This window comes from Promicromonospora noduliphila (assembly GCF_056951025.1).
Map to the genome: position 1 here is coordinate 4,698,572 of NZ_CM167806.1, position 26,365 is coordinate 4,724,936.

Sequence of the window (26,365 nt, forward strand, 5' to 3'; positions counted from 1 at the left end):
ACGACCCAAGGCTCGTCCACGACGCCGACCCTTGACGGCACGACTGGTCTATGCCATCTTGTCCACGGTTGACCACTTGAAGTGACCACTGGTACCAGCACCGCCGCTCCACCGCACGTCACCTCGACCGGCGCCCGCACCCGGCTCTGCGCCCCGGTCGGTCCACCTGGAACCCACGAACGGAGTTCACCGTGTTCACCTTGTCCAGACCGCGCGCCGCGACAGGCCGCGCCCCGAGGGGCCGCGCAGCGAGAGGCCGCGCCGCCGTCGCCGCGGCCGGGCTCGTCGCCCTGCTGCTGGCGGCCCCGGCGATCCCCGCGGCCGTCGCGGACGACGTGCCAGACGTCGTCGTCGAGTACCGCACGAGCGCCACCTCTGCCACGGTCGACCAGGTGGAGCCATGGTTCCAGGTCCGGAACGTTGGCTCCACGCCCGTCGCGCTCGCCGACGTCACGCTCCGCTACTACTTCTCCGCCGACGCCGGCGCCGCCCAGTACCGGTTCGCCTGCTCGTGGGCCGTCCGCGGCTGCGCTAACGTGACCGGCACGTTCGGGGAGATCAGCGATCCAGCGGCCGCCGCCGACCGGTACCTGGAGGTCGGGTTCGGCCAGGGCGCCGGCACGCTGGCCCCCGGCGAGAGCTCTGGTGACCTGCAGCTCCGGTTCTACCGCGCGGACTGGCAGCGCATCGACCAGAGCGACGACTACTCGTTCGGCGCGGCCCGCACGTCGTACGCCGCCTGGGACAAGGTGACCGCCCGGGTGGGCGGGGAAGCCGCCTGGGGCACGGCCCCCGGGAACGAGGACCCGGACGACCCCGACGACCCGGTCGATCCCGCGGACCCCGGCCCCGTCCTCTTCGACGACTTCAACTACACGGGACACACCGACCCGCGCCTGTCCCAGCGCGGCTGGACCGTGCGGTCCGGCTCCGGAGGCCCCGGAGCCTCCGGCGTGGTCTGGGCGCCCGAGAACATCACGTTCCCCGTGGAGAGCGGCAACGCCGTGATGAACCTCGAGACCAGCACGAACGGGACGCCGTCCGGCACGCGCCAGTCGGAGCTGTACCACCAGCGGAAGTTCACCACCGGCACCTACGCCGCCCGGGTCCGGTTCACCGACGCCCCGCGCTCCGGCCCCGACGGCGACCACATGGTGCAGACGTTCTTCACCATCACCCCCCTCGACGCGCCCATGGACCCGAACTACGGCGAGCTCGACTTCGAGTACCTGCCCAACGGCGGCTGGGGTGAGCCGGCGAACATCCTCTACACGACGTCGTGGGAGACCTACCGGCCCGATCCCTGGGAGGCGGTCAACACCCACACCGAGGAGCGGGCGAGCTTCGCCGGCTGGCACGACCTGGTGGTCACCGTCGACCAGCAGCTCATCCGGTACTACGTGGACGGCAGGCTCTTCGCCACCCACGGTCAGCCGTACCTGCCCGAGACGCCGATGTCGATCAACTTCAACCACTGGATCATCTCCGGCGGCCTGGTCGGCAGCAGCACGCCCCGGGCGTACGACCAGCGGGTCGACTACGTGTACTTCGCGCAGGGCCAGGTGCTGACCCCGGCACAGGTCCAGGCCGAAGTGAGCGGGTACCGGGCGGACTCCGTGACCCACATCGACACCGTGCCCTGACCGCTCCCCCGTTCGGCTCCGGCCGGGGCGGCCGCCTGGCGCCCGCCCCGGCCGGAGCCGAGCTCCCGTGCCCGCGACCAGGTGGTCGACGCGGCCCCGCAACCGGCCGAAAACTTACCAGTGGTAAACAAACACCAGCGAGGTGACCGTGAGGAAACACCGATTCGCCGCCGTCACCCTGGCGGCAGGGCTCGCCGCGTCGCTCGCGGCGTGCACGTCGGACGCGAGCGAGGACCCGTCCGGCGACGCCGCGACCATCGACGTCTGGCTCATGCGCGACAGCGTGACCGACGCCTTCCTCGACGAGTTCGTCGCCGACTTCGAGGCGGACAACCCCGGCATCGATGTGAACGTGCAGATCCAGGAGTGGGACGGGATCGGCCAGCGCGTCGTGTCCGCCATCGCGAGCGACGACGCTCCCGACGTCATCGAGGTCGGCAACACCCAGGTCGCGCAGTACGCCGCGAGCGGCGGCCTGACCGACCTGAGCGACAAGGTCGCCGAGCTCGGCGGCGAGGACTGGATCCCCGGGCTCGCCGAGCCGGGCCGCATCGGCGACGCCCAGTACGGCATCCCCTACTACGCCGCCAACCGGGTGGTCGTGTACAACACCGAGCTCTTCGAGGCCGCTGGGATCACCGAGCTCCCGGCCACCCGCGCCGAGTGGATCGCCACGACGACCGCCCTGAACTCGGGCGACGTCCAGGGCATCTACCTGCCCGGCCAGAACTGGTACGCCCTCGCCGGGTTCGTCTGGGACGAGGGCGGCGACCTCGCCGTCCAGGACGGCGAGGTCTGGAAGGGGGCGCTCGACACGCCGGAGGCGCTCGCCGGCATGGACTTCTATGCGGAGCTCCAGGCGCTGGGCAAGGGGCCCAAGGACTCCGACGAGGCCAACCCGCCCCAGGTCGACGTGTTCTCCGCCGGGAACGTCGCGCAGATCATCGCCACGCCGGGTGCGGGGCGCCAGATCGTCGAGGCGAACCCGGAGCTCGAAGGCAAGATCGGCTACTTCCCGGTACCGGGCAAGACGGCCGACGAGCCGGGAGCCGTCTTCACCGGCGGGTCCGACCTGGTCATCCCGGTCGCCGCGCCGCACCCCGACGAGGCGTACACGTTCGTCGCGGCGCTCGCCGGGGACGAGTGGCAGGAGAAGCTCGCCGTCGCGATGAGCTACGTGCCCAACAAGACCACCCTTGCCGACGTGCTCGCGGACGACCCGGGGGCGGCGGCGATGGCCGTGGGCGCGCGGAACGGCCACGCGACCCCGAACTCGCCCGCGTGGGCGGCCGTCGAGGCGAACAACCCGATCAAGAACTACATGACCCAGGCCCTCACCGGAGCCGACCCGCAGGAGGCCGCTACCGCTGCCTCCGAGGCCATCACGTCCGCGCTCGGCGCCGGCTGACCCGGGGAGACCACGTGACCGTCGAGGCCGCCCGCGGACGCCGGGCGTCGTTCTGGCCCTACCTGCTCGTCGCGCCGACGGTCCTGCTCATCGGGGCCGTCCTCGGCTACCCGGTGGTGCGCAACGTCGTCATGTCGTTCCAGCAGTTCGGGCTGCGCGAGCTCGTCCAGGGCGGCCCGGCGTTCGTGGGCCTGGCGAACTACCGCGAGCTGTTCGCCGACCGGGTGTTCTGGGAGGTCGTGGCCCGCACCCTCGCGTTCACCGCGGTGAACGTCGTGCTCATCATGGTCCTGTCCACGCTCGTCGCGCTCCTGCTCGCCCGCCTGGGCCGGGTCCTGCGCGTCGCCGTGATGACCGGCCTCGTGGTGGTGTGGGCGATGCCGGTCATCGCGGCCACGACCGTGTGGCAGTGGCTCTTCCAGTCGCGGTTCGGCGTCGTCAACTGGGTGCTCGTGCGGCTCGGCCTGGAGCAGTTCGAGGGCTACTCCTGGCTCGCCGACGGCGGCGCGACGTTCGCGCTGATCGTGGCGCTCATCGTCTGGCAGTCGGTCCCGTTCGCCGCTCTCACCCTCTACGCCGGCCTGACGACGGTCCCCGCCGAGCTGTTCGAGGCCGCGCGGATCGACGGCGCGTCCGGGTGGGCGCTGTTCCGCCGCATCACGTTCCCGGTGCTGCGGCGGCTGTTCGGCCTGATCACGTCGCTCGAGGTGATCTGGGTCTTCAAGTGCTTCGTACAGATCTGGGCCATCAGCGAGGGCGGCCCGAACGACGCCACCACCACGCTGCCCGTCTACGCGTACCAAGTCGCCCAGACGCTCAACCGCTACGACCTCGCCGGCGCGGTCTCCTTGGTCACCGTCCTCGTGCTCACCGTGCTGCTCCTCGTCTACTTCCGCCAGTCCCTGCGTCAGGAGGCCGACCGATGACCCCGCGCCCCTGGACACGTGCCGCCCTCGCGGCCGCGGCCGTGACCACGCTCCTCGCCTCGCTCTTCCCCGTCTACTGGATGGTGACCACGGCGCTCAAGCCGACACCGGACATCCAGTCCGAGACCCCGCAGCTCTGGCCGGGCACCCTGACGTTCGCCCACTTCGCCACGGCCTTCGCGGCGGACGGCTTCTGGTCCTTCTGGCGCAACAGCCTGCTCGTCACGATCGGGTCCGTCCTCGTCGCGCTCGTGGTCGCGGCGCTCGCCGCGTTCGCCGTCGCACGCCTGCGCTGGACCGGTCGCCGCGCGTTCGTGGTGGTCGTCTTCGCCGCGCAGATGGCGCCGTGGGAGGCCCTGCTCATCCCGATGTACGTGGTGATGCGCGACGCCGGAGCGCTCGACCAGCTCGCGACCCTCCTCGTCGTCTACGTCGTCCTCACCCTGCCGTTCACCGTGCTCACCCTCCGGGGCTTCCTCGAAGCCATCCCGGTCGAGCTCGAGGAGGCGGCGCGCGTGGACGGCTGCTCGCACGTGACGGCGTTCCGGCGCATCGTCTTCCCGCTGCTCGCGCCGGGCCTGCTGTCCACGTCGCTGTTCGGCTTCATCACGGCGTGGAACGAGTTCGCCTTCGCGAACACGCTCATCATCAAGCACCAGGACCAGCGCACCCTGCCCGTGTGGCTGTCGTCGTTCGGCAACACCTTCGGCACCGACTGGGGGGCGACCATGGCCGCGGCGACGCTGTTCATGCTCCCCGTGCTCCTGGTGTTCGCGGTGCTGCAGAACCGGGTGACCGGAGGGCTCACGGCCGGGGCGGTGAAGGGATGAGCGGCACGCCCGCCCTCCTCCCCCGGCCCCGACGGCGCGCACCCGCGCCGGGCGTGCTCCGCCTGGACGCCGCCTCGACTATCGGCGCGCCGGACGAGCTGCAGCGCGTGGCGGGCTGGTTCCGGGCGGAGCTGGGCGCCGCGTGCGGGCTCGGGCTGCACCCGGCGCCGCTCGCCGAGGCGACGATCCGGCTCGGCCTCGATCCCGCGCTCCCCGCGGAGGGCTTCGTCCTCGACATCACGACGACCCACCTCACCCTGCGCGGCGGAGGTCCCGCCGGCGTGTTCCATGGGCTGCAGGCCGTGCGCCAGCTCCTCCCACCGCAGGTCTTCGCCCGCGCCCGGGTGGGCGACGGACCCTGGGACCTGCCGTGCGGCGTCGTCGAGGACGCGCCGCGCTTCGCATGGCGGGGCGTCCTGCTCGACGTCGCGCGGCACTTCCTGCCGATCGACGACCTGCTGCGGTTCGTGGACCTGCTCGCGATGCACCGCATCAACACGCTCCACCTCCACCTCACCGACGACCAGGGCTGGCGCGTCGAGATCTCCGGCTACCCCCGGCTCACCGAGGTGGGCGGATGGCGCCGCGAGTCGCAGGTCGGCGCCGGCGAGGACGCGCCGGGGGACGGCCGTCCGCACGGCGGGTGGTACACCCGGGCGGACATCGCGCAGCTCGTCTCGTACGCCGCCGACCGGTTCGTGACCGTCGTCCCGGAGATCGAGCTCCCGGGCCACGTCCAGGCGCTCGTCGCGGCCTACCCGGCGCTCGGCGCCGGTCTCGACGTCGGACCGGACGGGAGACCGCTCGCCCCCGAGGTGTGGACGCGCTGGGGAATCTCCGACCACGTGCTCAGCGTGGACGACGCGACGGTCGCCGCCCTGTGCGACATCCTCGACGAGGTCGTGGCCCTGTTCCCCGCACCTGTCGTGTGCCTGGGCGGCGACGAGTCGCCCAAGCGGCGCTGGGCGGACGACGCGCGCGTGGCCGCGCGGCGGGCCGAGCTCGGCGGGGCGACCGACGCCGAGCTGCACAACTGGCTGGTGGCCCGCCTCGCCGAGCACCTCGGCCGGCGCGGTCGTCGCGCCATGGTCTGGGACGAGGTACTGGAGGGGCCCGACGTGCCGGGCGTCGTCGTCGCCTCCTGGCGCGGCGAGCGCGGGGTGCAGGTCGGAACGCAACGCGGGTACGACGTCGTCTCCTCCCCCGCGGACCGCGTCTATCTGGACTACCGGCAGTCCGACGACCCGGACGAGCCCATCCCGACCGGGACCGTGACCACTCTGCTCGACGTCTACGGTTTCGACCCGGCCGCTGCGTACGGTACGGCTGTGCCTGGTGCGGCCGTGCCTGGTGCGGCCGTGCCGGACGACGGCGCGCCGGCGGTGCTGCTCGGCGCGGGGGTGCTGCTCGGCGCCCAGGCGAGTCTGTGGACCGAGCACATCGACTCCAGGCGGGTGCTGGAGTACATGGCGTTCCCGCGCGTGGCGGCGCTGGCCGAGGCGCTGTGGTCGACGGGCGAGAAGGACGACGGCGAGTTCCTCGAACGGCTCGCCGTCCACCTCGGACGCCTCGATGCGCGGGGCGTCGCCTACCGGAGGCCGGGCGGCCCCGCGCCGTGGGAGAAGCGGCCGGGGGTGGCCGGCGATGTGCGCACGCCGCACGAGCTCGAGGCACAACTCGCCCACATGGTGGCGGCCTTCGACGAGGGGCCCTGACGGGGTTGTCCGGCTGTGGCGCGTGCGTCTACCAGAGGCCGCCCTTGCGGCGCTTGCTGCTCCCCCACAGCCTCTTGGCCAGGTTCTGGCTGCGCCCCTTCGTCGTGCTTCCCCACAGGCCGCGCTTCCAGCTCTTCGCGCGAGACTTCCTACCCCACAGACCAGCCATCAGCGACTCCCTCGCATGCGGACAGGTCTCAAGGCTACGTGTGCCTCTCGAGCATGTGAATCACACTCGACACGGTTGACGGCCTCGTGACGCGGGCCAGGGTGGTCGGAGTGGGCGAGGCGGTGGCTACTACCTGCCCGGTGTGACGTCCTCCGAGCACCCCTCGACGGTCCGCACCGACTACGACGCCATGACACATGGCCTACGCCGCGTTCATCGGGGACGCGTTCACAGGCAGCCCCTGGGTCAGCGAACTGCGAGCACGGTCTTGGCGGGCGCCCTTCGCTGTTCCAGAGCGCGGTGGGCGTCGGCCGCTTGGTCCAGTGGCAGGACGGCGGGAGGCGCCTCGCGCAGCACGTCACGATGCATCAGGCCGACGATTGCGGACAGGGCCGCGCTGACGCGGTCAGGGACGAGATGCGCCACGCCGCCCACGCTGAGGCCGAGCATCTGCCTGGAGCCCAGCCAGGCCGAGTTGGCCGAGACAGGATGATCGTGGCCGCTGGCATTTCCGAGCGCGATCAGCCGGCCGAACGGGGCCAGCAGCTCGTAGGCGCGGCTGCCCAGTGCGCCGCCGACGGGATCGATGACGATGTCCGCCCCGTCCGGCACGACGGTATCGAGCTCGTCGGCCCTGATGGTTCGCGTCCACGGGCTGGTGGCGGAAGGCCGGTCCGGGTCGCGGCCGAAGACTCCGGTCACGGTACGTGCCGGGTGAATCGCGGCAATGCGCCCGGCAATACTGCCCAGACCACCGCTGGCGCCAAGCACGAGGACGTCGTCGTGGACGCTGAGCCTGGCCAGGTCGTGCAGGGCGATCCAGGCGGTGACGCCGTTGACCAGGACGGCGGCGAGGCGAGCCAGATCGGCCCCGTCAGGCAAGGGGCTCACCATCGCGGAGTGGGCCACAGCGACCTCGGCGTACCCACCCGCCCGGCTGCCCCGGCCGAAGTCGTTGAGCAATGCAGCCACCGGCTGGCCTGGCTCGAGTCCGACGACACCCGCTCCGACCTCGCGCACATGCCCTGTGACCTCGATGCCCGGTGTGAACGGCGTTGGCACATCGAAGGCACCCGAGCGGAACAACGTGTCTACAAAGCCCACGCCAGCGTACGCGACGTCGATCGACAGCTCTCCCGGCCCCGGTGAAGGCTCCGGCAGGTCCGCGATCTCCAGACGATCAACCGGACCGGGGTTCTTAACAACCGCTGCGCGCATCGCGCCCTCCCATGCTTGCCGACTTGACAGCCACCAACCACGCCTGCCCCGCTCGCATTCCGTAACGGACCCGAACCTGCTGGCTCGTATCCGTGGTCGTGCCACCCCCGTGCCACAGGTGGCGGCAATTTCGACCGTTCACGCCCATAGGTATCCACGACACCCCGGCACGCGAAGAGGCCCGAACCCGCGGAATTCCGCAGATCCGGGCCCTGACCACTCCGGAGAGCCCGACAAGCCGGTCTCAGAAGTTGATCATGTGCCCAGCAATCCCATGGATCGACTCCTGCAGCGCCTCCGACAGCGTCGGGTGCGTGTGCACGTTCCGCGCCAGCTCGTCCGCCGTCAGGTCCCACTTCTGGGCCAGCGTCAGCTCCGGCAGGAGCTCCGAGACATCCGGGCCGATCATGTGCGCGCCGAGGATCTCGTTGTACTTGCCGTCCGCGACCAGCTTCACGAAGCCCGTCGGGTCGCCCAGGCCGTGCGCCTTGCCGTTGGCCATGAACGGGAAGGTCGCGACCTTCACGTCGTAGCCCTCGTCCCGTGCCTGCTGCTCCGTGAGGCCGAACGACCCGATCTGCGGCGAGCAGAACGTCGCGCGCGGCATCATGCGGTAGTCGCCCAGCGTCTGCGTCTCGGCCCCCGCGATGGTCTCGGCGGCGACGACGCCCTGCGCCTCCGCGACGTGCGCCAGCATGAGCTTGGCCGTGACGTCGCCGATGGCGTAGATGTGCGGCACGTTGGTGCGCATGTAGTCGTCGATGGCGATGGCGCCGCGCTCGGTGAGCTGCACGCCGGTGCTCTCGAGCCCGAACCCGCTGACGTTCGGCGCGAACCCGACCGCCATGAGCACCTTGTCCACCACGATCTCGCCCGGCTTGTCGTCCTTGACGCCCTTGTACGAGACGGTGACCGACGAGCCGTCGTCCTTCACGGTCTGGACGGCGGTCGACGTCAGCACGTTGATGCCGAGCTTCTTGTACTGCTTGGCGATCTCCTTGGAGACGTCCGCGTCCTCGTTCGGCAGCGCGCGGTCCAGGAACTCGATGATCGTGACGTCCACGCCGTAGTTCTTCAGGACGTAGCCGAACTCCATGCCGATGGCGCCGGCGCCGACGATGACCATCGACTTGGGCAGCTCACGGGTGAGGATCTGCTTCTCGTAGGTGACCACGTTGTCGGACAGCTCGACGCCGGGCAGCAGGCGCACCTCGGAGCCGGTCGCGATGATCGCGTTGTCGAAGGTCACGGTCTCGGTGCCGCCCTTGTTGAGGGCCACCTCGATGGTGTTGGCGTCGCGGAACGTGCCACGGCCGTCGTACTCGGTGATCTTGTTCTTCTTCATGAGGAAGTGCACGCCCTTGACGCGCCCGTCCGCGACCGTGCGCGAGCGGTCGAAGGCCTTCCCGAAGTCGAACGTGACGTCCCCGGACATGCCGAAGAGGTCCTGCTGGTGGGTGAAGATGTGGGCCAGCTCTGCGTTGCGAAGCAGAGCCTTGGAGGGGATGCAGCCCACGTTGAGGCAGACACCACCCCAGTACTTCTCCTCGATGATCGCAACGGACTTACCGAGCTGGGCAGCGCGGATGGCGGCGACGTAGCCGCCGGGGCCCGCGCCGAGGAGTACGACGTCGTAGTGGGAAGCCATGGACCCCAGCCTATTAGTGCGATCAGATTCGCGTGACGTGACGTCCGTCTCGCCGGGACCGCCGGACCGGGGACGCCGCCCGCCGTCGCTGGCACGCGGCTCCCCGGCCCGGCCCCGTCTCAGAGGTCGGACAGGTGGATGTCGCTGACCGTGACGTCCACCGCATCGACGTCGTGACCCACGTACTGCTCGACCGCCTCGATCACCTTCGCCCGGACCTCCTCGGCCAGCGCTCTGACCGGGTGGCCGTACTCGGCCACGAGCACCACGGTGATCGTCGCGACGTCCTCGGACACCTCGGCCGACGTGCCCGCCTCGTCGAGGCTGTGCACGCCGTCCACCGTGCCGGCAACGGCACGGACGACCTTCGTCAGGACCGCGTCGTCCACCGTCGTACGCCCGCGCGCGTGCGCAGCGGCCCGCGCCGCTGCGGCGGGCGCGGCACCCTCGGCAACCTCGCCGGCAGCGGTGGCACCGGCTGCTTCGTCGACGACGACGGCGGCGGGCGCGTCGGTGTCTGCGGGCGCGTCGGTGCCGGGCGTGTCGGTGTCGGCGGCTGCGTCAGCCGGGTCGCTCTCTGCCGCGTCGCTGTCCACAGCTACGTCAGCCGGGTCGCTGTCGGCGGCCACGCCATCGACACTGTCGCTGCCAGCGGCCTCGCTGTCGGCCCCGTCGCTGTCGGCATCCTCGCCGGCAGCCACGTCGCCGACCGCTTCGGCGGCGGCAGCCTCGCTGGCGACCGGTTCGCCGTCGGTCACCTCGTCGGTGACCGTCTCGCCGGTCTCGTCGATCGCGGCGGTCTCCGCGGGCTCGGCGGACTCGACGCCACCTCCCAGACCAGCCGACTCGGTCCCGTCGGCCGCCTCGGCCGTGTCCTCAGATGCGGCCTCGTCCAGACCGGACGCGTCCTCGCCGTCGGTGACGTCCGCCGTGTCAGTGGCGTCGGAGTCGACGGTGTCCCCGAGGCCGGGGGCGTCCGTCCACTCGGCGGTGTCGCCCTCGGTCGCCACGTCCCCAGCCGTGTCCGTCGCCACCGTGTCGGACTCGGTCGACTCGGCCTCGGCCACATCGGTCGCCGCGTCAAGCCCGGTCGATTCGGCCTCAGACGACTCCGTCTCGGCCGAGTTGGTCGCTGCCGCGTCGCTCCAGGGCGTCTCGGACACGACCGCGCCGTCGCCGTCCGAACCCGCCTCCTCCGAACCGGCCTCGGCAGAACCGACCTCCGAACTCGCCTCGTCCGAACCGGCCTCGTCCGAGCTCACCTCGTCCAGACCGGTCTGGTCCGAACCAGCCTCCACGGAGTCAGCCTCCACGGAGCCCGGCTCACTGGAGTCGGCCGCCGGGTCAGCCGCGGCGACATCGCCCTCGGCCGGGTCGACGCCAGCCGTGTCGGTCGGCTCCGCAGTGGTCGTCTGGTCGTCGCCCGGCTGCGCGGACGGCGTCTCGTCGGTAGCGACCGAACCCTCGCCGTCGCCGGTGACGGGGTTCTCGGTCGGGTCGATCACGTCGGCAGGTGCGTTGCCATCGGCGGGCGCGTCGTTGGCCGGTCGATGAAAGATGTTGTTGATGAAATCAGGCATGCTGGACACCGTTCCCTTTCCAGAGGAAATGCGTCGAGACGGACACCGCCATGCTAGGGGTGCGGCGAGGGGCGGCATCAGCCGCTACACGCCCACTTTCGGGCGAAATGCCGGGCCGCACGGTGCGCACCAGCAGGTTTGTCGCCCAAGTGAATTCTTGAGGAACAGGCGACGTACGCCATGCTTCAGCGCACGCTGTCGACGCCCTTGTTCGCCAGCGCGTCGGCACGCTCGTTGCCGGGGTCGCCGGCGTGCCCCCGCACCCAGACCCAGCTCACCTCGTGCTTGGCCACCTCGGCGTCGAGCGCCTGCCAGAGGTCGACGTTCTTGACCGGCTGCTTGGCCGCCGTCTTCCAGCCGTTGCGCTTCCAGCCGGCGATCCAGGTCTTCATCCCGTTCATCACGTACGAGGAGTCGACGTGGACGGTGACCACGCTGGGCGCCTTGAGCGCCCGCAGCGCCTCGACGACGGCGGTGAGCTCCATGCGGTTGTTCGTCGTGACCTTCTCCCCGCCGAACAGCTCCTTCTCGTGCTCGCCGGACCGCAGCAGCGCGCCCCAGCCGCCCAGACCCGGGTTGCCCTTGCAGGCACCGTCGGTCCACATCTCCACGATCGGGGTTGTCGCGCTCGCGCTGGTCACGGGCCTCACCCTAACCGTGATGCTCCTATCCGCTGTCAAGTGGTGAGGAGCCAGTGGCGGTAGGCGGTGGCGAGGTCGTCGTTGCGGGTGAGGCCTCGTTCGAGGCGGGAGATGGCGGCTGGCCAGAGGCCGAAGTGGTTCGCGGCGGTGGTGATGGTGATGGTCTTGGACTGGCGCAGGGGCCGTAGGTCGGTGATGTCGGGCAGGGTGATGTGACCGGTCAGGCAGTGGAAGATCTCTCGGGCGATGGCGCGTTTGAGCTTGCGCTGGATGTCCTTGTCGGTCTTGCCGGCCTGGCGTTGCCGGTCGGCGTAGGCCTTGGTGGCGGGTTGGTCCTGCACTCGTCGTAGGGCGATGCGGTGCAGCGCGTTGTTTGCCTGCCGGTCGCCGCCGCGTGAGAGGCGGTAGCGGGTGGTCTTGCCGGACGAGGCGGGCACGGGCGCCGCGCCGCACAGGGCGGCGAAGGATGCCTCGGTGCGTAGCCGTTCCGGGTTGCCTCCCGCGGTGATCAGCAGCTGAGCGGCGGTGATCGGCCCGACGCCGTAGGCGGCACGCAGTGCTGGGTTGGCGGTCGTGACCAGCGGGTCGAGCGCGGCCTCGAGTTCGCGGGCGTCCTTGGTCAGGGCCTGGTGCCTGCGGGCGAGGGTCCGAAACGCTGTCAGGACCGCGCTGGTGACCGGGTCGCAGGCGGTGGGGCGCGTCCTGGCTAGGGCCGTGATCAGGGTGTCCTTGTCCAGGTCGCGATACGTGGCACGGACCGGGTCGGGGGCAGTGATCAGGAGCTGGTGGATCTGGTTCATCGTGGCGGTCGCGGCCTTGATCGCCGACCGGCGGGCGACCAGCAGCGCCCGTATCCCGGCGATCTGCTCGCCCTTGACGGGAGTTGCCGCCCGCCCGGTGGCGACCGCGCGGGCGGCGGCGTAGGCGTCTAGCGGGTCGGACTTGCCCCGACGGCGCCGCTCGGCACGGTCGGGGGTGTTGACCTCGGTCACGACCAGCCCGGCAGCAAGGGCCGCGCGGGCCAGTCCGGTTCCGTAGGAGCTGGTTCCCTCGATCCCGACCGCGCCCACCGCACCGTGCCCGGTCCAGAACTCGACCGCGGCAGCGTACCCGGCAGGAGTCGTGGGTAGCTCCCGATCTGCGACCGGGACCCCGGCCGGGTTCACGACCGCGACGTGGATCGTGTCGGCATGCGTGTCGGCCCCGCCGAACACCACAGTCGAGTCGGCTGACATGATGGACCTGCCTTCTGGTTGGAGGCGCAGGACCGGCCGGGTGGGCAGACAGGACAGTGATCAGGCGCTTCTAGCCAAGCTCCTATGAAGTCATGTCCGCCCGGCCGGGCCCGTCAATGACGGGCCCCGGAAGCCGGGCAGATCACGTAGCAAGACAGTCCACCAGGACGTCAGTCAGTGGCCGAGCCACGACTCCCGAGAGCCGCGAACATCATCACTGTCAGTGGTCCGGCGTAGCGTGACGGCAGAACGGTTCTCGGGATCCACGGAGGAACAGTATGAGGTTCGGTTTCATCAGCAGCTTCGGCTCGATCGATCAGCACGTCGCCCTCGCCAGGGAGATCGAGGACCACGGCTGGGACGGATTCTTCACGTGGGACGCCGTCAACCTGAGCGGTGAATGGGCCATGCCGGTGTACGACCCGTTCGCGGTGCTCGCGGCCGCCGCGACGGTGACCGAGCGAGTCACGCTCGGCGCGATGGTGTTCGCCCCGCCCCGGCACCGGCCGTGGGAGCTCGCGCAGCGGGCGCTCACGGTGGACCGCCTCTCGGGCGGCCGCCTCGTGCTGCCGGTCGGCGTCGGCGTGACCGACGACCGCGGCTTCACCTCGGTCCCGGGGCAGGCCACCGGCCTGAAGGAGCGGGCAGGCCTGCTGGACGAGAACCTGGCCTGGCTGGAGCAGTCCTGGTCCGGCGAGGAGTTCGAGTTCAAGGGCGAGCACGTCACGACGGGCCCGTTCCGCTTTCCCGAGCCGCCGGTCAACGGCCGCATCCCGGTCTGGCCGGTCGGCGTCTGGGACGCGGAGCGCCCGCCGGTCAAGAACCTGCGGCGCACGCTGCGCTGGGACGGGATAGTCCCGCAGCTACGCGGCACGGCGGACGAGCCGGAGGCGGACAGCATCGCCGGCCTGGCGGCCTGGCTCAAGGAGCACCGCGACGACGTCGAGCGGGCATCCGACGGCCCGTTCGACGTCGTCGCGCAGGGCAAGCTCTCACCCGACCCGGCCGAGGCTGCCGACCAGGCCCAGGCCATGGCCGACGCCGGAGCCACCTGGTGGATCGACTCGTGGTGGGACCCGGTGACGGTGACCCCGGAGCTCCTGCTGGAGAAGGTGCGCCAGGGCCCGCCGACGTTGTCGAGCTAGACCGGACGTGCCGCCTGGATCTCGACGGCCGGCAGGTGTCGGGCGGGCAGCGTCTTCGGGCGCCACGGCTCCCGGGTCTTCTCGAACGCCGCGATGTCGTCGGCGTGCTGCAGGGTGAGGCCGATGTCGTCGAGCCCCTCCATGAGCCGCCACCGCGTGTAGTCGTCGATCTGGAACGGGACGGTGACGTCGTCGGCCGTGGCGGTCCTCGCCTCCAGGTCGACGGTCACCTCCGTGCCCGGCTTGGTCTCGAGGATCTTCCACAGGATCTCGATGTCCTCGGGCGAGACGATGCCCGTGACGAGGCCCTGCTTACCCGAGTTGCCGCGGAAGATGTCGGCGAACCGCGAGGACAGCACCACGCGGAACCCGTAGTCCTTGAGCGCCCAGACCGCGTGCTCGCGCGAGGAGCCGGTGCCGAAGTCCGGCCCGGCCACGAGCACCGAGCCCGCGGAGTAGGCCTCCTGGTTGAGCACGAACGACGGGTCGCCCCGCCAGGCGGCGAACAGCGCGTCCTCGAACCCGGTGCGCGTGACCCGCTTGAGGTACACGGCGGGGATGATCTGGTCGGTGTCGACGTTGCTGCGCCGCAGCGGCACGCCGACGCCGGTGTGGGTGGTGAACTTCTCCATGGTCAGCGGTCCTCTCAGCGCCCGGCGGCGGTCGGCAGGGCGGGCATCGGCAGGTCGACGACGAACTCGCCCACCGGCGGCGCCCCGACGCCGTCGAGCGGCGTGCCGTCGAACGTGGTGAGGTCGACGCCGTCCGGCAGGTCCAGGTCGCCGACGCTCGACAGCGTGCCCCGTACCGCCGTCGCCGCGGCGACCAGCGGGGAGACCAGGTGGGTGCGCCCGCCCTTGCCCTGCCGCCCCTCGAAGTTGCGGTTCGATGTGGACGCCGACCGCTCCCCCGGCGCGAGCTGGTCCGGGTTCATGCCGAGGCACATCGAGCACCCGGCGTTGCGCCACTCGGCGCCGAACTCCTTGAAGATCACGTCGAGGCCCTCGGCCTCGGCCTGCAGCCGCACGCGCGCCGACGACGGCACCACGAGCACCCGCACGGAGTCGGCCTTCTTGCGACCCTTGACGACCTTCGCGACGGACCGCAGGTCCTCGATGCGCCCGTTGGTACAGGAGCCGATGAACACCGTGTCCACGTGGATGTCGCGCAGCGGCGTGCCGGCGTCCAGGCCCATGTACTCCAGGGCCCGCTCCGCGGCGACGCGCTCGGACTCGTCGGCGATGTCCGCCGGGACCGGCACCGACGCCGACAGCGGCAGGCCCTGGCCCGGGTTGGTGCCCCAGGTGACGAACGGCTCCAGATCGGCCGCCTCGAGCACGACCTCGGCGTCGAACTGCGCGTCGTCGTCGGACCGGAGGGTCTTCCAGTACTCGACCGCCGCGTCCCAGTCCGCGCCCTCCGGCGCGTGCGGGCGGCCCTTGAGGTACTCGAACGTGGTCTCGTCCGGCGCGATCATGCCGGCACGGGCGCCGGCCTCGATCGACATGTTGCAGATGGTCATGCGGGCTTCCATCGACAGCGCCCGGATCGCCTCGCCGCGGTACTCGAGCACGTAGCCCTGCCCCCCGCCGGTGCCGATCCTGGCGATGATCGCCAGGATGATGTCCTTCGAGGTCGCGCCAGGGGGCAGCGTGCCGTTGACCGTGACCGCCATGGTCTTGAACGGCGCGAGCGGCAGCGTCTGCGTGGCCAGCACGTGCTCGACCTCGGACGTGCCGATGCCGAAGGCGAGCGCACCGAACGCGCCGTGCGTCGAGGTGTGCGAGTCGCCGCAGACCACGGTAAGGCCCGGCATGGTCAGCCCGAGCTGGGGTCCCACCTGGTGCACGATGCCCTGGTCGGCGTCGCCGAGGCTGTGCAGGCGGACGCCGAACTCCCTGGCGTTGGCGCGGAGCGTCTCGATCTGCGTCCGGCTCGTCGCGTCGGCGATCGGCCGGTCGATGTCGAGCGTGGGAGTGTTGTGGTCCTCGGTCGCGATCGTGAGGTCGGGCCGTCGCACCTGCCGTCCGGCGAGGCGCAGCCCTTCGAACGCCTGGGGGCTCGTGACCTCGTGCACCAGGTGCAGGTCGATGTAGAGAAGATCGGGCGAGCCGCCCTCGCCTCGGCGCACCAGATGCGCTTCCCAGACCTTCTCTGCCAGCGTGCCGGCCATTGCGGTTCGCCTCCTCGTCAGGAACAACTTTAGGCCTCGACTTGCAATCTCACGTTCCGAGACGGCAATATCGCGGTATGGACGATACTAGCGGAGTCGGCGTCTTGGACAAGGCGGCGTCCGTCCTCGGGGCACTCGAGGCCGGCCCGGCCACCCTGGCGCAGCTCGTCTCCTCCACCGGCCTGGCTCGCCCGACGGCGCACCGCCTGGCCGTGGCGCTCGAGCACCACCGTCTCGTTGCCCGCGACATGCAGGGCCGTTTCGTGCTGGGTCCACGCCTCAACGAGCTGGCCACGGCCGCCGGCGAGGACCGCTTGCTGGCGGCCGCGAACCCCGTGCTCATCGCGCTGCGCGACCACACGGGCGAGAGCGCGCAGCTCTACCGCCGGCAGGGCGACCACCGCGTGTGCGTCGCCGCGGCCGAGCGGCCGGTCGGCCTGCGCGACTCCATCCCCGTCGGCGCGACGCTCAGCATGAGCGCGGGCTCCGCGGCGCACGTGCTCCTCGCCTGGGAGGAGCCGGACCGCCTGCACCGCGGCCTGCGCGACGCCACGTTCACGGCCACCATCCTCTCCGGCGTCCGACGCCGGGGCTGGGCCCAGTCGGTCTCGGAGCGTGAACTCGGGGTAGCATCGGTCTCGGCGCCCGTGCGCGGGCCGTCGGGCCGGGTCGTGGCGGCGGTCAGCGTGTCCGGTCCTGTGGAGCGGCTGTCCCGGCAACCCGGCCGGCTGCACTCGGCCGCCGTCGTCGCCGCCGCGAACAAGCTCACCGAGGTACTGCACCGGTCCGGCGAGTAGCCGGCCCGCGCCGGGGCCGCCTCGACCTGACCGGTGCGCAGCGAGTGTGCGGCGAGTGAGCGGTCCGTGAGTGTTGGTTCGCCACGCCGGGGCAGGTGATTCCCCAGGTCCGGGTCATGTAAGTACCCTCGTGCGAGACGTGTGCACACCAGGGGCGCACGCGCCCACGTCGTGAGGAATCTGATGCCACAGAGGGTGAGGCTCATCATCATCTGGCTCGTGGTGATCTTCTTGCTGTACTCGATCATCAACGACCCCGAGCGCTCCGCCGACATCGTGCTCGCCCTCTGGGACGTCATCTGGGGAGCCATCGCGAACATCGGCACGTTCTTCGAGGAGCTCTTCACCGGGTCGATCGGCCGCTGACGGCGTAGGGTCGGCGGCGAGACTCGACAATATCGGGGCCGAATTCATCCGACCGCACTTCCGGGGAGACTCGCATGAGCGCCACCGCGGACTTCGTGATCCGCAACCGCGCCCTGCAGCGCTACATCCTCGCGAACGAGAAGATCATCATCGCCACGCACCGGCACTGGGCGATGCTGTGGGAGCCGATTCTCACGACGGCCGGGGCGTTCGTCCTGGTCGTGTCCGTCCTGGTCGCCGTGGACCCGGACGTCCGCGAGGGGATGGCGTGGCTGTGGCTGCCGTTCCTCGCCCTGGCCGCACGGCTCCTGTACAAGTGGCTGTCGTGGCGGGCCGAGTGGTTCGTCATGACCGACCGTCGGCTGCTGCTGCTCACCGGGTTCCTGGTCCACCGCGTGGCGATGATGCCGTCGGAGAAGGTGACCGACCTCGGCTACGAGCGCACCCCGCTGGGCCAGATGCTCGGCTACGGCACCTTCATCTTCGAGACGGCCGGGCAGGACCAGGCACTCGACCGCGTCACCTGGATACCCCACCCCGACTCGCGGTACCGCCTCATCATCGCGACGCTCTTCCACCCGGACGCCGCCGACGCCGAGGCCGCCGCGCAGGCCAACCCCGACGCACTGCCGCAGACGACCCCGCCCGCCGAGACCACCACGTCGGCTGCGCCGCCCGCGCTCATGCCGCGGATCGGGCGGCGCAGCAATCCCCCGACCCAGCGCATAGCGATCCCGGTGGTCCGGAACGACGCCGATCGGGGCACCGCGGCCCCGGACGGCACGACCCCCGGCAGCACCGTCCCGGACGGCGCGGACAGCACGATCGACGACAGCGTGGACGTCCCGGCACCGACCTGGTCGAGGACGGGCTCGACGTCGGGCGGCGGGAGCCCGACGGGCCGGTCCGGCGACGGCGCAGGTGACGAGCACGTGCCCGGCGGGCCGACCGCCCACCGGAACGACGCGGAGGTGCGGCCCAGCCCGTTCATCGAGGGCGGCGAGGACCCGAAGATCCGCTGACTCGTCCGCGCTGGCACGCCGCGCCGATCGATCCGCTCATCAGCGCCTGATCAGTAGGGCGAACTGGTGCCGTGGTCCGGAGCGGCGCACCCGGGCACTGACGGCGAAAGGCCCGGTCCACGTGGACCGGGCCTTTCTGCTGTACCCCCAGCGGGATTTGAACCCGCGTTACCGCCGTGAGAGGGCGGCGTCCTAGGCCGCTAGACGATGGGGGCCCGAACGAGTCCGCCGGCCGGAGCCGGTGGACCTGCGTACCCCCAGCGGGATTTGAACCCGCGTTACCGCCGTGAGAGGGCGGCGTCCTAGGCCGCTAGACGATGGGGGCCTGAACTACTGCAAACACTGCGCTGGGGTACCAGGACTCGAACCTAGACTAAGTGGACCAGAACCACTCGTGCTGCCAATTACACCATACCCCATGGGGGTACGACCGCCCGAACATACCTGTTCCCGACAGGCATTCTGTGGAGGCCTTACCGCTGGAGAACACTACCTGACCTCGGACGGTGGGCAAAACGCAATGGGGGTGCCGTCCGTCACGCCCTCGCGGCCGGTTCCGCGGGACCGCCGTAGCCCAGGGCAGCCGGGAGGTCCGCCAGGGTCTCGATCACCACGACGCCGGCGGACCGCAAGGCCTCCGGGTCCTGGGGATCGCGTCCGACGGCGTCGCGGGCAGCGTCGTCGGACGGGCCAGCGCCGCCGGACGAGCCGGCACGACTGGACAAGCCGGCGCCGTAGCCCGGACCGCGCCGGTGGCCCGCGCGGTCCAGCCAGACGCCCGTCAGGCCCGCCTCGTGGGCGGCCAGCGCGTCCACGGTGGGCTCGTCGCCCACGTACGCGGTCCGGGACGGTTCCGTGCCGAGCCGCCGTGCGCCTTCGAGGAACACGCGAGGGTCCGGCTTGCCGAAGCCCAGGGTGTCGACCCCGACGAGCACGGGCAGGTCGGCGAGCCCTGCGACCTTCAGCTTGCGCTCCTGCAGCTCGGTGGCGGCGTTCGTCACCACGCCCGCGCGGAGACCCGCGGCGAGGACGGCGTCGACGGCGGCCCGCGCGTCGTCGTGCGCCGTCCAGGACTGCTCGAACGTGCCCCAGAACAGCGCGTCCCACGCCTCGAAGGAGGACTCCGTGACGGGCGCGGCGCCGAACGTCTCGTGCAGCAGCGCCGCGCGGTGCCGGCGCTGCGTCACGTGGTCCATCTCGCCCCTGGTGTAGCGGCTGTAGTAGCCGCCGGGGTCGGTACGCCAGTGCGACAGGATCTCCGGTTCCCGATCCGGCGAGACGTGCGGCAGGTGCTCGGCCCGCACGGCCGCGAGCGCCCGCGCGAAGGCCCCCTTGGTGTCGACGAGGGTGTCGTCGACGTCGAACAGGATGCCGTCGACCGTCATGCTGACTCTTCCCGTGCCGGGCCGGACTCGGCCGGTCCCGGCTCCGCCGGCCGCGCGCTCATCGATCCCGCGCCCACGGGGCGGGCGGCGGGGTCCGTCCCGGCCACGCCTGTCCCGGCCGTATACGTCCTGGCCCCGTCTGGCCCGGTCACGTTTGGCCCGACCGCGCCTGTCCCAGCCGCGTACGTTCCAGCCGCGTCTGGCCCCGTCACATCTGGCCTGGTCGCCGCCGGATCCGTCACGACCCGGGCCGGGTCACGGCGTCGTGCCCACCACAGCAGCACGGCCGTCGTGACCAGCGTGACGCCGATGCTGACCGCTCCGTCGACGGGCGCCACCTCGGTGATCAGGAGCGAGTCCTCCAGCGCGTCGTAGGCGACGGCGAGGCCGAAGGCCAGCAGGTTGTTCGCCGCGTGCAGCGCGACGGCGCACTCCAGCCCGCCCGTCCGCCAGGCGAGGTAGCTCGCGATCAGCCCGAACACCAGCCGGTCGGCGAACAGCCACGGGCTCTGCGTGCCGTGCGCCAGGGCGAACAGGATCGCCGTCGCGACGGCGGGTACGACGAGGGCGAGCCACCGCCACCCCAGCCAGCTCCCGATCCACTGCGACAGCCAGCCGCGGAAGAAGTACTCCTCTCCGGCGGCCTGCAACGGCGTGGTCAGGAGGATCACGACGGTGAGCAGCGCCCAGTCCGCCGCCGGGGTGAGCGGCAACCAACCGGCTTCGCCGTCCGAACCCCCACCGGAGATGTCCCCTGCCGGCATCCCGAGCTGCGTCAGGAGGAGGTCGCTGCCGATGGTGAGCGGCACCAGGAGCAGCAGCGAGAGACCCAGCCCGCCCAGCAGCAGCCGCCAGCGCACGCGCCCGACCACCGACGACACGAGTCCGGCCCGCTTGGCCTGCGCCCACGTCGCGACCAGGGCGAGCGGGATGCCCAGCGCGAGGCCGAGGTTGGTCACGAGCAGGCCGGCGGGCGTGACGAACCAGGCGTCGGTGATCGACGACGGGTCCGGTAGCTGCACGCCGAGCGCCTGCGCCACGATGAACACGACGCCGTACACGAGCATGAGCCCGAACAGCAGGACCACGCCCGCCCCGATCATGCCCAGCCCGAGCAGCGGCCGCCACCACCGGTGCCACGGTCCCCGGAGGGCCTGCGGGTACTCGCGCGCGGCGCGAGCGGTCCCGGTCACTCCGCTCCCGCCGGCACCCCGGCGGCAGACGGCGACGCCGCCGTCTCGGCGAGCCGGGTCAGCGCGGCGTCGATGCGGGCGAGCGTGCGCTCCCGGCCGAGCACCTCGAGCGACTCGAACAGGGGCAGGCCGATCCGGCGTCCCGTGACGGCGACCCGGACCGGGGCCTGCGCCTTGCCGAGCTTCATGCCGTGCTTCTCACCCACCACCGTGACGGTGTCCTTGAGCGCCTCGGCCGCCCAGGCCGCTCCGGAGAGCGCGGTGTCGGCCAGAGCCGCGCGGACGTCGGCGAGGAGCTCGCCCGCGCCGGCCTTCATGGCCTTGTTCCAGGAGTCCTCGTCGATGATCGGGGCGTCGAGGAACAGGAAGTCGACGTTGGCCGTGATCTCGGCCAACAGTGCCACGCGGGAGTGGGCCAGCGGCGCGACGGCGTCGAACACGCTCGCGTCGAACTGCTCCTCGGTCCACGGCGCGTGCGGGGCGTGGAGCCACGGGCCGCACGCCTCGGTGAACTCCGCGACGCTCAGGGCACGGATGTACTCGCCGTTGAACGCGGTGAGCTTCTTGATGTCGAAGAACGCCGGGGAGGAGTTCACGTCCTCGATCCGGAACCGGCTCACCATCTCGTCGAACGGCAGGATCTCCTCGTCGTTGCCCGGCGCCCAGCCGAGCAGCATGAGGTAGTTCACCATCGCGGCGGGCAGGTAGCCCTCGTCGAAGAACGACTCCAGCGACACCTTGTCGCGGCGCTTCGACAGCTTCTGCCGCTTGTCGTTGACGAGCACCGGCAGGTGCGCCCACACCGGCGGTGCCGCGCCGAGCGCCGCCCACAGGAGCTGCTGCTTGGGCGTGTTCGGCAGGTGCTCCTCGCCGCGGATGACGTGCGTGATCCGCTCGTCCATGTCGTCCACGACGTTGGCCAGCAGGAACACCGGCGAGCCGTCACCGCGCGCGATGACGAAGTCCTCGATGGCGTCGTTCGGGAACGTCGGGTTGCCCCGAATCAGGTCGACGACGTGCGTCTCGCCGTCGTCCGGTGTGCGGAACCGCAGCGCCCGGCCCTCGGCGTACTCCAGGCCGCGGTCGCGGCAGAACCCGTCGTAACCGGCGTGCTGCGAGCCCGTGCGTGCCACGAGCACGTCGCGCGTGCAGTCGCAGTAGTACGCGGCGCCCGCCTCGAACAGGCGCGATGCCGCCTGCCGGTGCAGCTCGACGTTCTGCGACTGGAAGTACGGCCCCTCGAACGCCGGGTCCTGTGCGCTGATCCCCAGCGACTCCATCGCCGCGAGGATCCCGTCCACCCACTCGGGCTTGTTGCGCGAGGCGTCGGTGTCCTCGATGCGCAGCACGAACGTGCCGCCCTGCCGCTTGGCCACCGCCCAGTTGAACAGTGTGGAGCGCGCGCTGCCGACGTGGAACATGCCGGTGGGTGAGGGCGCGAATCGGACACGGATGGAAGAGCTGCCTGGAGCGGGGATTGTCACGGGGACCAGCCTAGGCGGTGCCACCGACAGTGATGATGTTCGCGGCTCTCGGGAGTCGTGGCTCGGCCACTGACTGACGTCCTGGTGGACTGTCTTGCTACGTGATCTGCCCGGCTTCCGGGGCCCGTCATTGACGGGCCCGGCCGGGCGGACATGACTTCATAGGAGCTTGGCTAGAAGCGCCTGATCACTGTCCTGTCTGCCCACCCGGCCGGTCCTGCGCCTCCAACCAGAAGGCAGGTCCATCATGTCAGCCGACTCGACTGTGGTGTTCGGCGGGGCCGACACGCATGCCGACACGATCCACGTCGCGGTCGTGAACCCGGCCGGGGTCCCGGTCGCAGATCGGGAGCTACCCACGACTCCTGCCGGGTACGCTGCCGCGGTCGAGTTCTGGACCGGGCACGGTGCGGTGGGCGCGGTCGGGATCGAGGGAACCAGCTCCTACGGAACCGGACTGGCCCGCGCGGCCCTTGCTGCCGGGCTGGTCGTGACCGAGGTCAACACCCCCGACCGTGCCGAGCGGCGCCGTCGGGGCAAGTCCGACCCGCTAGACGCCTACGCCGCCGCCCGCGCGGTCGCCACCGGGCGGGCGGCAACTCCCGTCAAGGGCGAGCAGATCGCCGGGATACGGGCGCTGCTGGTCGCCCGCCGGTCGGCGATCAAGGCCGCGACCGCCACGATGAACCAGATCCACCAGCTCCTGATCACTGCCCCCGACCCGGTCCGTGCCACGTATCGCGACCTGGACAAGGACACCCTGATCACGGCCCTAGCCAGGACGCGCCCCACCGCCTGCGACCCGGTCACCAGCGCGGTCCTGACAGCGTTTCGGACCCTCGCCCGCAGGCACCAGGCCCTGACCAAGGACGCCCGCGAACTCGAGGCCGCGCTCGACCCGCTGGTCACGACCGCCAACCCAGCACTGCGTGCCGCCTACGGCGTCGGGCCGATCACCGCCGCTCAGCTGCTGATCACCGCGGGAGGCAACCCGGAACGGCTACGCACCGAGGCATCCTTCGCCGCCCTGTGCGGCGCGGCGCCCGTGCCCGCCTCGTCCGGCAAGACCACCCGCTACCGCCTCTCACGCGGCGGCGACCGGCAGGCAAACAACGCGCTGCACCGCATCGCCCTACGACGAGTGCAGGACCAACCCGCCACCAAGGCCTACGCCGACCGGCAACGCCAGGCCGGCAAGACCGACAAGGACATCCAGCGCAAGCTCAAACGCGCCATCGCCCGAGAGATCTTCCACTGCCTGACCGGTCACATCACCCTGCCCGACATCACCGACCTACGGCCCCTGCGCCAGTCCAAGACCATCACCATCACCACCGCCGCGAACCACTTCGGCCTCTGGCCAGCCGCCATCTCCCGCCTCGAACGAGGCCTCACCCGCAACGACGACCTCGCCACCGCCTACCGCCACTGGCTCCTCACCACTTGACAGCGGATAGGAGCATCACGACGAAGCGCGGGCGGAGGGCACTGATGCGCGGAGGGATCTCCAGCAGGGTCCGCAGCAGGACGCGCGACCCGGCGTGTCAGTGGTGCCTGGTAGGCATGTCCCCGACGGACGCGAACAGACGGACGCGACAGAAGAGACGACGGAGGACCGGATGCCGTTTGCCGACGAGCTGATCGGGACCAGCACGGTCCGGGCGCTGGCCGGTGCCCTGGCGACCGTCCGGCCCGGTACGGAGCCGACGGCGGTACGCGCCGCCGAGCAGATGCTCGGGCCGCTGCCCCTGCGCGAGCGCAGCGACCTGCTGCGCGACGCCGTGCTCGCCGACGTCCCCGGCGACCACGCCGCGCTGGCCGCGACCGTGCGGGCCGCGGCCGAGCGCGTGCCCTCGTTCACGGGCTGGCTGATCTGGCCGGTCACGAGCGCTGTCGTCGTCCGCGCGCTGGAAGACAGGTCGACCGCGGCGTTCGACGACGCCCTCGCCCTGCTCGCGGAGCTCACCCCGCGGCTGACCGCTGAGTTCGCGATCCGGGGCCTGCTGAACCACGACCTCGACCGGGCACTGGCCACCGTTCTCGACTGGACCGCGTCCGACGACGAGCACGTGCGCCGCCTGGCGTCGGAAGGGACGCGCCCCTTCCTGCCCTGGTCGATCGGTGTGCCGGGGATCCTGGCCGCCCCGCGGTCCACCCTCCCGGTCCTGCACGCCCTGTACCGCGACGAGTCCGAGTACGTGCGACGCTCGGTGGCCAACCACCTCAACGACCTGAGCCGCCGCGAGCCGGACCTCGTCGTCGAGACCGCGACGGCGTGGCTCGCCGCGCCCGGCGACGGCCCGACCGGCGATAACACCGTCCGCCTGGTGCGGCACGGCCTGCGCACGCTGGTGAAACAGGGGCACCCCGGGGCGCTGGCCCTCCTCGGGTTCGCTCCCGCCGCCGTCGAGGTGACCGGGCCCCTGCTCGCGTCCGACACCGTCACGATCGGCGAGGGCCTGGCGTTCAGCGCCTCTGTACGCAACACCGGGACGGAGCCCGCGCGGCTCGCGATCGACTACGTGGTGCACCACCGCAAGGCCGCCGGCGGCCAGACCGGCAAGACCTTCAAGCTCACCACCCGGGACCTCGCGCCGGGCGAGAGCGTGGACCTCGTGCGCGAGCACTCGTTCCGGGTCATCACCACCCGCCGGTACCACGCCGGCGAGCACGCGATCGAGTTGCAGGTCAACGGTGTCCGGCACGGCCGGACGAGCTTCGAGCTGCTCGCGCCGACGGCCCCGGAGGAGCGGTCGGCGGCCGGGTAGCTCCGCCGTCGACCCGCACCGAACGGAACCCGGGCCAGCCTGAGCCGTCGCAGCTCCTCAGCGCCGCAGCACCGGGTTGGCCAGCACGCCGAGCCCCTCGACCTCGCACTCGACGCGGTCGCCGTGGTCGATCTTGCCGACGCCGGCGGGCGTCCCGGTGAGGATCACGTCGCCGGGCAGCAGGGTCATGGCCTCGGAGATGTACGACACGAGGAACGGCACGTCGAACACCATGTCCCTGGTGCGGCCGTCCTGGCGCGGCTCGCCGTTGACGCGCGAGCGCACGCCGACGTCCTCCGGGTTGACGTCCGTGTCGATCCACGGGCCCAGCGGGCACGAGGTGTCGAAGCCCTTGGCGCGCGCCCACTGCCCGTCGGTCCGCTGGGCGTCGCGCGCGGTGACGTCGTTCGCCACGGTGTAGCCGAGGATGTACGACGGCGCGTTCTCCGGCGTGACGTCCTTGCACACCTTGGAGATGACGACGGCCAGCTCGGCCTCGTACGAGACCTCCTGCGTGAAGTCCGGAAGCACGATCGGGTCGTCCGGGCCGACCACCGCCGTGTTCGGCTTGAAGAACAGCAGCGGGGTGGACGGGACGTCGTTGCCCAGCTCCTTGGCGTGGTCGACGTAGTTGCGGCCCACGCACACCACCTTGGAGCGCGGGATCACCGGGGCGAGCAGCCGGACGCCGTCGCCCAGCTCGATGCGCTCGCCGGTCGGCATGGCCGGCATGTACAGGGGGTCGCCGCCCAGGACGGCGAGGAAGGTCTTGCCGCCCTCCTGCTGCACGAGGGCGAAGCGGGGGTCGTCTCCGGTGGTGAATCTCGCGATACGCACGGCCTCAGGGTAAGCCGCCACGACGGCAACCCTCGTGCCGTCGAGATCTGGTGTCCGCGCCGAGATCTGGTCGAGCGCCACCAGATCTCGGCGTGAACACCAGATCTCGCGGGTCACGGTGCGACAGTCAGGGGTGGATCAGGGGTGCGGCCCAGGTCATCCCCGATGTGTCGGTGGTGCGT

General features: G+C 71.2%; 22 protein-coding genes and 3 tRNA genes. 11 read left to right on the plus strand and 14 right to left on the minus strand.

Annotation, left to right across the window (positions count from 1 at the left end; all coding sequences use genetic code 11):
* Positions 1 to 200 precede the first annotated feature (200 nt).
* The 5 genes from AC0QU1_RS20645 to AC0QU1_RS20665 all read left to right on the plus strand — a co-directional run bounded on the left by AC0QU1_RS20645 (position 201) and on the right by AC0QU1_RS20665 (position 6,522).
* Entirely contained in the window at positions 201 to 1,643 is a 1,443-nt protein-coding gene (locus AC0QU1_RS20645) for a cellulose binding domain-containing protein (protein WP_483572042.1), read from the plus strand.
* A gap of 148 nt (positions 1,644 to 1,791) precedes the next feature.
* Positions 1,792 to 3,051, plus strand: a complete 1,260-nt coding sequence (locus AC0QU1_RS20650; RefSeq protein WP_483572044.1) for an extracellular solute-binding protein — start codon at positions 1,792 to 1,794, stop codon at positions 3,049 to 3,051.
* 14 nt (positions 3,052 to 3,065) lie between these two features.
* Positions 3,066 to 3,977 carry a carbohydrate ABC transporter permease gene (locus AC0QU1_RS20655; RefSeq protein ID WP_483572046.1) on the plus strand — a complete coding sequence of 304 codons (912 nt, stop codon included), beginning with the start codon at positions 3,066 to 3,068 and terminating at the stop codon, positions 3,975 to 3,977.
* Positions 3,974 to 4,807 carry a carbohydrate ABC transporter permease gene (locus tag AC0QU1_RS20660; protein WP_483572048.1) on the plus strand — a complete coding sequence of 278 codons (834 nt, stop codon included), beginning with the start codon at positions 3,974 to 3,976 and terminating at the stop codon, positions 4,805 to 4,807. The genes AC0QU1_RS20655 and AC0QU1_RS20660 overlap by 4 nt, the downstream gene beginning before the upstream one ends.
* The gene (locus AC0QU1_RS20665) at positions 4,804 to 6,522 is read left to right on the plus strand and encodes a beta-N-acetylhexosaminidase (protein WP_483572050.1); all 1,719 of its coding nucleotides are present in this window, start codon (positions 4,804 to 4,806) and stop codon (positions 6,520 to 6,522) included. Before AC0QU1_RS20660 ends, AC0QU1_RS20665 begins: the two co-directional genes overlap by 4 nt.
* Positions 6,523 to 6,937: 415 nt before the next feature.
* On the opposite strand, the gene AC0QU1_RS20670 is transcribed toward AC0QU1_RS20665, so the two are convergent.
* The 5 genes from AC0QU1_RS20670 to AC0QU1_RS20690 all read right to left on the minus strand — a co-directional run bounded on the left by AC0QU1_RS20670 (position 6,938) and on the right by AC0QU1_RS20690 (position 13,013).
* Positions 6,938 to 7,909 (minus strand): quinone oxidoreductase family protein, encoded by a 972-nt coding sequence (locus tag AC0QU1_RS20670; RefSeq protein WP_483572052.1) that lies wholly within the window; start codon positions 7,907 to 7,909, stop codon positions 6,938 to 6,940.
* Positions 7,910 to 8,153: 244 nt separating this feature from the next.
* Positions 8,154 to 9,557, minus strand: a complete 1,404-nt coding sequence (lpdA, locus tag AC0QU1_RS20675) for a dihydrolipoyl dehydrogenase (RefSeq protein ID WP_483572054.1) — start codon at positions 9,555 to 9,557, stop codon at positions 8,154 to 8,156.
* A 119-nt stretch (positions 9,558 to 9,676) separates the two neighbouring features.
* A complete protein-coding gene (locus tag AC0QU1_RS20680) occupies positions 9,677 to 11,137 on the minus strand; it encodes an Asp23/Gls24 family envelope stress response protein (protein WP_483572056.1) in 1,461 nt (486 codons plus the stop codon).
* A 185-nt stretch (positions 11,138 to 11,322) separates the two neighbouring features.
* Complete coding sequence (gene rnhA, locus AC0QU1_RS20685; protein WP_483576759.1) at positions 11,323 to 11,742, minus strand: ribonuclease HI; 420 nt, start codon at positions 11,740 to 11,742, stop codon at positions 11,323 to 11,325.
* Between the two features lie 71 nt (positions 11,743 to 11,813).
* Positions 11,814 to 13,013: an IS110 family RNA-guided transposase gene (locus tag AC0QU1_RS20690; protein WP_483572058.1), complete on the minus strand. Its 1,200-nt coding sequence runs from the start codon at positions 13,011 to 13,013 to the stop codon at positions 11,814 to 11,816.
* 278 nt (positions 13,014 to 13,291) lie between these two features.
* Between AC0QU1_RS20690 and AC0QU1_RS20695 the strand changes: the two genes are divergently transcribed.
* The gene (locus tag AC0QU1_RS20695) at positions 13,292 to 14,158 is read left to right on the plus strand and encodes an LLM class flavin-dependent oxidoreductase (protein WP_483616296.1); all 867 of its coding nucleotides are present in this window, start codon (positions 13,292 to 13,294) and stop codon (positions 14,156 to 14,158) included.
* Here the strand turns inward: AC0QU1_RS20695 and leuD are convergent.
* Both leuD and leuC read right to left on the minus strand, forming a co-directional pair.
* On the minus strand, positions 14,155 to 14,790 hold the full coding sequence (gene leuD, locus AC0QU1_RS20700; protein WP_483572062.1) for a 3-isopropylmalate dehydratase small subunit: 636 nt from the start codon (positions 14,788 to 14,790) through the stop codon (positions 14,155 to 14,157). The two genes, AC0QU1_RS20695 and leuD, sit on opposite strands and share 4 nt — an antisense overlap.
* Positions 14,791 to 14,804: 14 nt before the next feature.
* The gene (gene leuC, locus AC0QU1_RS20705; protein WP_483572064.1) at positions 14,805 to 16,331 is read right to left on the minus strand and encodes a 3-isopropylmalate dehydratase large subunit; all 1,527 of its coding nucleotides are present in this window, start codon (positions 16,329 to 16,331) and stop codon (positions 14,805 to 14,807) included.
* 77 nt (positions 16,332 to 16,408) lie between these two features.
* Between leuC and AC0QU1_RS20710 the strand changes: the two genes are divergently transcribed.
* From AC0QU1_RS20710 to AC0QU1_RS20720, 3 genes are all read left to right on the plus strand, one after another.
* The gene (locus tag AC0QU1_RS20710) at positions 16,409 to 17,128 is read left to right on the plus strand and encodes an IclR family transcriptional regulator (protein ID WP_026365378.1); all 720 of its coding nucleotides are present in this window, start codon (positions 16,409 to 16,411) and stop codon (positions 17,126 to 17,128) included.
* A 183-nt stretch (positions 17,129 to 17,311) separates the two neighbouring features.
* The gene (locus AC0QU1_RS20715) at positions 17,312 to 17,494 is read left to right on the plus strand and encodes a hypothetical protein (RefSeq protein ID WP_483572067.1); all 183 of its coding nucleotides are present in this window, start codon (positions 17,312 to 17,314) and stop codon (positions 17,492 to 17,494) included.
* A 74-nt stretch (positions 17,495 to 17,568) separates the two neighbouring features.
* A complete protein-coding gene (locus AC0QU1_RS20720; RefSeq protein ID WP_483572069.1) occupies positions 17,569 to 18,516 on the plus strand; it encodes a PH domain-containing protein in 948 nt (315 codons plus the stop codon).
* Positions 18,517 to 18,658: 142 nt separating this feature from the next.
* Here AC0QU1_RS20720 and AC0QU1_RS20725 read toward each other — a convergent pair.
* The 6 genes from AC0QU1_RS20725 to gltX form a co-directional block, all read right to left on the minus strand.
* A tRNA-Glu gene (locus tag AC0QU1_RS20725) sits at positions 18,659 to 18,731 on the minus strand.
* 37 nt (positions 18,732 to 18,768) lie between these two features.
* Positions 18,769 to 18,841, minus strand: a tRNA-Glu gene (locus tag AC0QU1_RS20730).
* Positions 18,842 to 18,863: 22 nt separating this feature from the next.
* Positions 18,864 to 18,935 (minus strand) — tRNA-Gln (locus AC0QU1_RS20735).
* Between the two features lie 117 nt (positions 18,936 to 19,052).
* Positions 19,053 to 19,901: an HAD family hydrolase gene (locus AC0QU1_RS20740; RefSeq protein WP_483572071.1), complete on the minus strand. Its 849-nt coding sequence runs from the start codon at positions 19,899 to 19,901 to the stop codon at positions 19,053 to 19,055.
* Entirely contained in the window at positions 19,898 to 21,094 is a 1,197-nt protein-coding gene (locus tag AC0QU1_RS20745; RefSeq protein WP_483572073.1) for a CPBP family intramembrane glutamic endopeptidase, read from the minus strand. The genes AC0QU1_RS20740 and AC0QU1_RS20745 overlap by 4 nt, the downstream gene beginning before the upstream one ends.
* A complete protein-coding gene (gene gltX / locus AC0QU1_RS20750) occupies positions 21,091 to 22,578 on the minus strand; it encodes a glutamate--tRNA ligase (protein ID WP_483572075.1) in 1,488 nt (495 codons plus the stop codon). The genes AC0QU1_RS20745 and gltX overlap by 4 nt, the downstream gene beginning before the upstream one ends.
* A 247-nt stretch (positions 22,579 to 22,825) precedes the next feature.
* Between gltX and AC0QU1_RS20755 the strand changes: the two genes are divergently transcribed.
* Complete coding sequence (locus tag AC0QU1_RS20755; RefSeq protein ID WP_483572058.1) at positions 22,826 to 24,025, plus strand: IS110 family RNA-guided transposase; 1,200 nt, start codon at positions 22,826 to 22,828, stop codon at positions 24,023 to 24,025.
* A 172-nt stretch (positions 24,026 to 24,197) separates the two neighbouring features.
* Entirely contained in the window at positions 24,198 to 25,346 is a 1,149-nt protein-coding gene (locus AC0QU1_RS20760; RefSeq protein ID WP_483572077.1) for a DNA alkylation repair protein, read from the plus strand.
* Between the two features lie 57 nt (positions 25,347 to 25,403).
* On the opposite strand, the gene AC0QU1_RS20765 is transcribed toward AC0QU1_RS20760, so the two are convergent.
* Positions 25,404 to 26,183 carry a fumarylacetoacetate hydrolase family protein gene (locus AC0QU1_RS20765; protein ID WP_483572079.1) on the minus strand — a complete coding sequence of 260 codons (780 nt, stop codon included), beginning with the start codon at positions 26,181 to 26,183 and terminating at the stop codon, positions 25,404 to 25,406.
* Positions 26,184 to 26,365: the final 182 nt, after the last annotated feature.

What these genes read in the sequence shown, in the direction of transcription:
- AC0QU1_RS20660 (WP_483572048.1), top strand. Translation starts at nt 3,974, where the DNA reads ATGACCCCGCGCCCCTGGACACGTGCCGCCCTCGCGGCCGCGGCCGTG.
- AC0QU1_RS20665 (WP_483572050.1), top strand. Translation starts at nt 4,804, where the DNA reads ATGAGCGGCACGCCCGCCCTCCTCCCCCGGCCCCGACGGCGCGCACCC.
- AC0QU1_RS20670 (WP_483572052.1), bottom strand. Translation starts at nt 7,909, where the DNA reads ATGCGCGCAGCGGTTGTTAAGAACCCCGGTCCGGTTGATCGTCTGGAG.
- lpdA (WP_483572054.1), bottom strand. Translation starts at nt 9,557, where the DNA reads ATGGCTTCCCACTACGACGTCGTACTCCTCGGCGCGGGCCCCGGCGGC.
- AC0QU1_RS20680 (WP_483572056.1), bottom strand. Translation starts at nt 11,137, where the DNA reads ATGCCTGATTTCATCAACAACATCTTTCATCGACCGGCCAACGACGCG.
- rnhA (WP_483576759.1), bottom strand. Translation starts at nt 11,742, where the DNA reads ATGTGGACCGACGGTGCCTGCAAGGGCAACCCGGGTCTGGGCGGCTGG.
- AC0QU1_RS20690 (WP_483572058.1), bottom strand. Translation starts at nt 13,013, where the DNA reads ATGTCAGCCGACTCGACTGTGGTGTTCGGCGGGGCCGACACGCATGCC.
- AC0QU1_RS20695 (WP_483616296.1), top strand. Translation starts at nt 13,292, where the DNA reads ATGAGGTTCGGTTTCATCAGCAGCTTCGGCTCGATCGATCAGCACGTC.
- leuD (WP_483572062.1), bottom strand. Translation starts at nt 14,790, where the DNA reads ATGGAGAAGTTCACCACCCACACCGGCGTCGGCGTGCCGCTGCGGCGC.
- leuC (WP_483572064.1), bottom strand. Translation starts at nt 16,331, where the DNA reads ATGGCCGGCACGCTGGCAGAGAAGGTCTGGGAAGCGCATCTGGTGCGC.
- AC0QU1_RS20710 (WP_026365378.1), top strand. Translation starts at nt 16,409, where the DNA reads ATGGACGATACTAGCGGAGTCGGCGTCTTGGACAAGGCGGCGTCCGTC.
- AC0QU1_RS20715 (WP_483572067.1), top strand. Translation starts at nt 17,312, where the DNA reads ATGCCACAGAGGGTGAGGCTCATCATCATCTGGCTCGTGGTGATCTTC.
- AC0QU1_RS20720 (WP_483572069.1), top strand. Translation starts at nt 17,569, where the DNA reads ATGAGCGCCACCGCGGACTTCGTGATCCGCAACCGCGCCCTGCAGCGC.
- AC0QU1_RS20740 (WP_483572071.1), bottom strand. Translation starts at nt 19,901, where the DNA reads ATGACGGTCGACGGCATCCTGTTCGACGTCGACGACACCCTCGTCGAC.
- AC0QU1_RS20755 (WP_483572058.1), top strand. Translation starts at nt 22,826, where the DNA reads ATGTCAGCCGACTCGACTGTGGTGTTCGGCGGGGCCGACACGCATGCC.
- AC0QU1_RS20760 (WP_483572077.1), top strand. Translation starts at nt 24,198, where the DNA reads ATGCCGTTTGCCGACGAGCTGATCGGGACCAGCACGGTCCGGGCGCTG.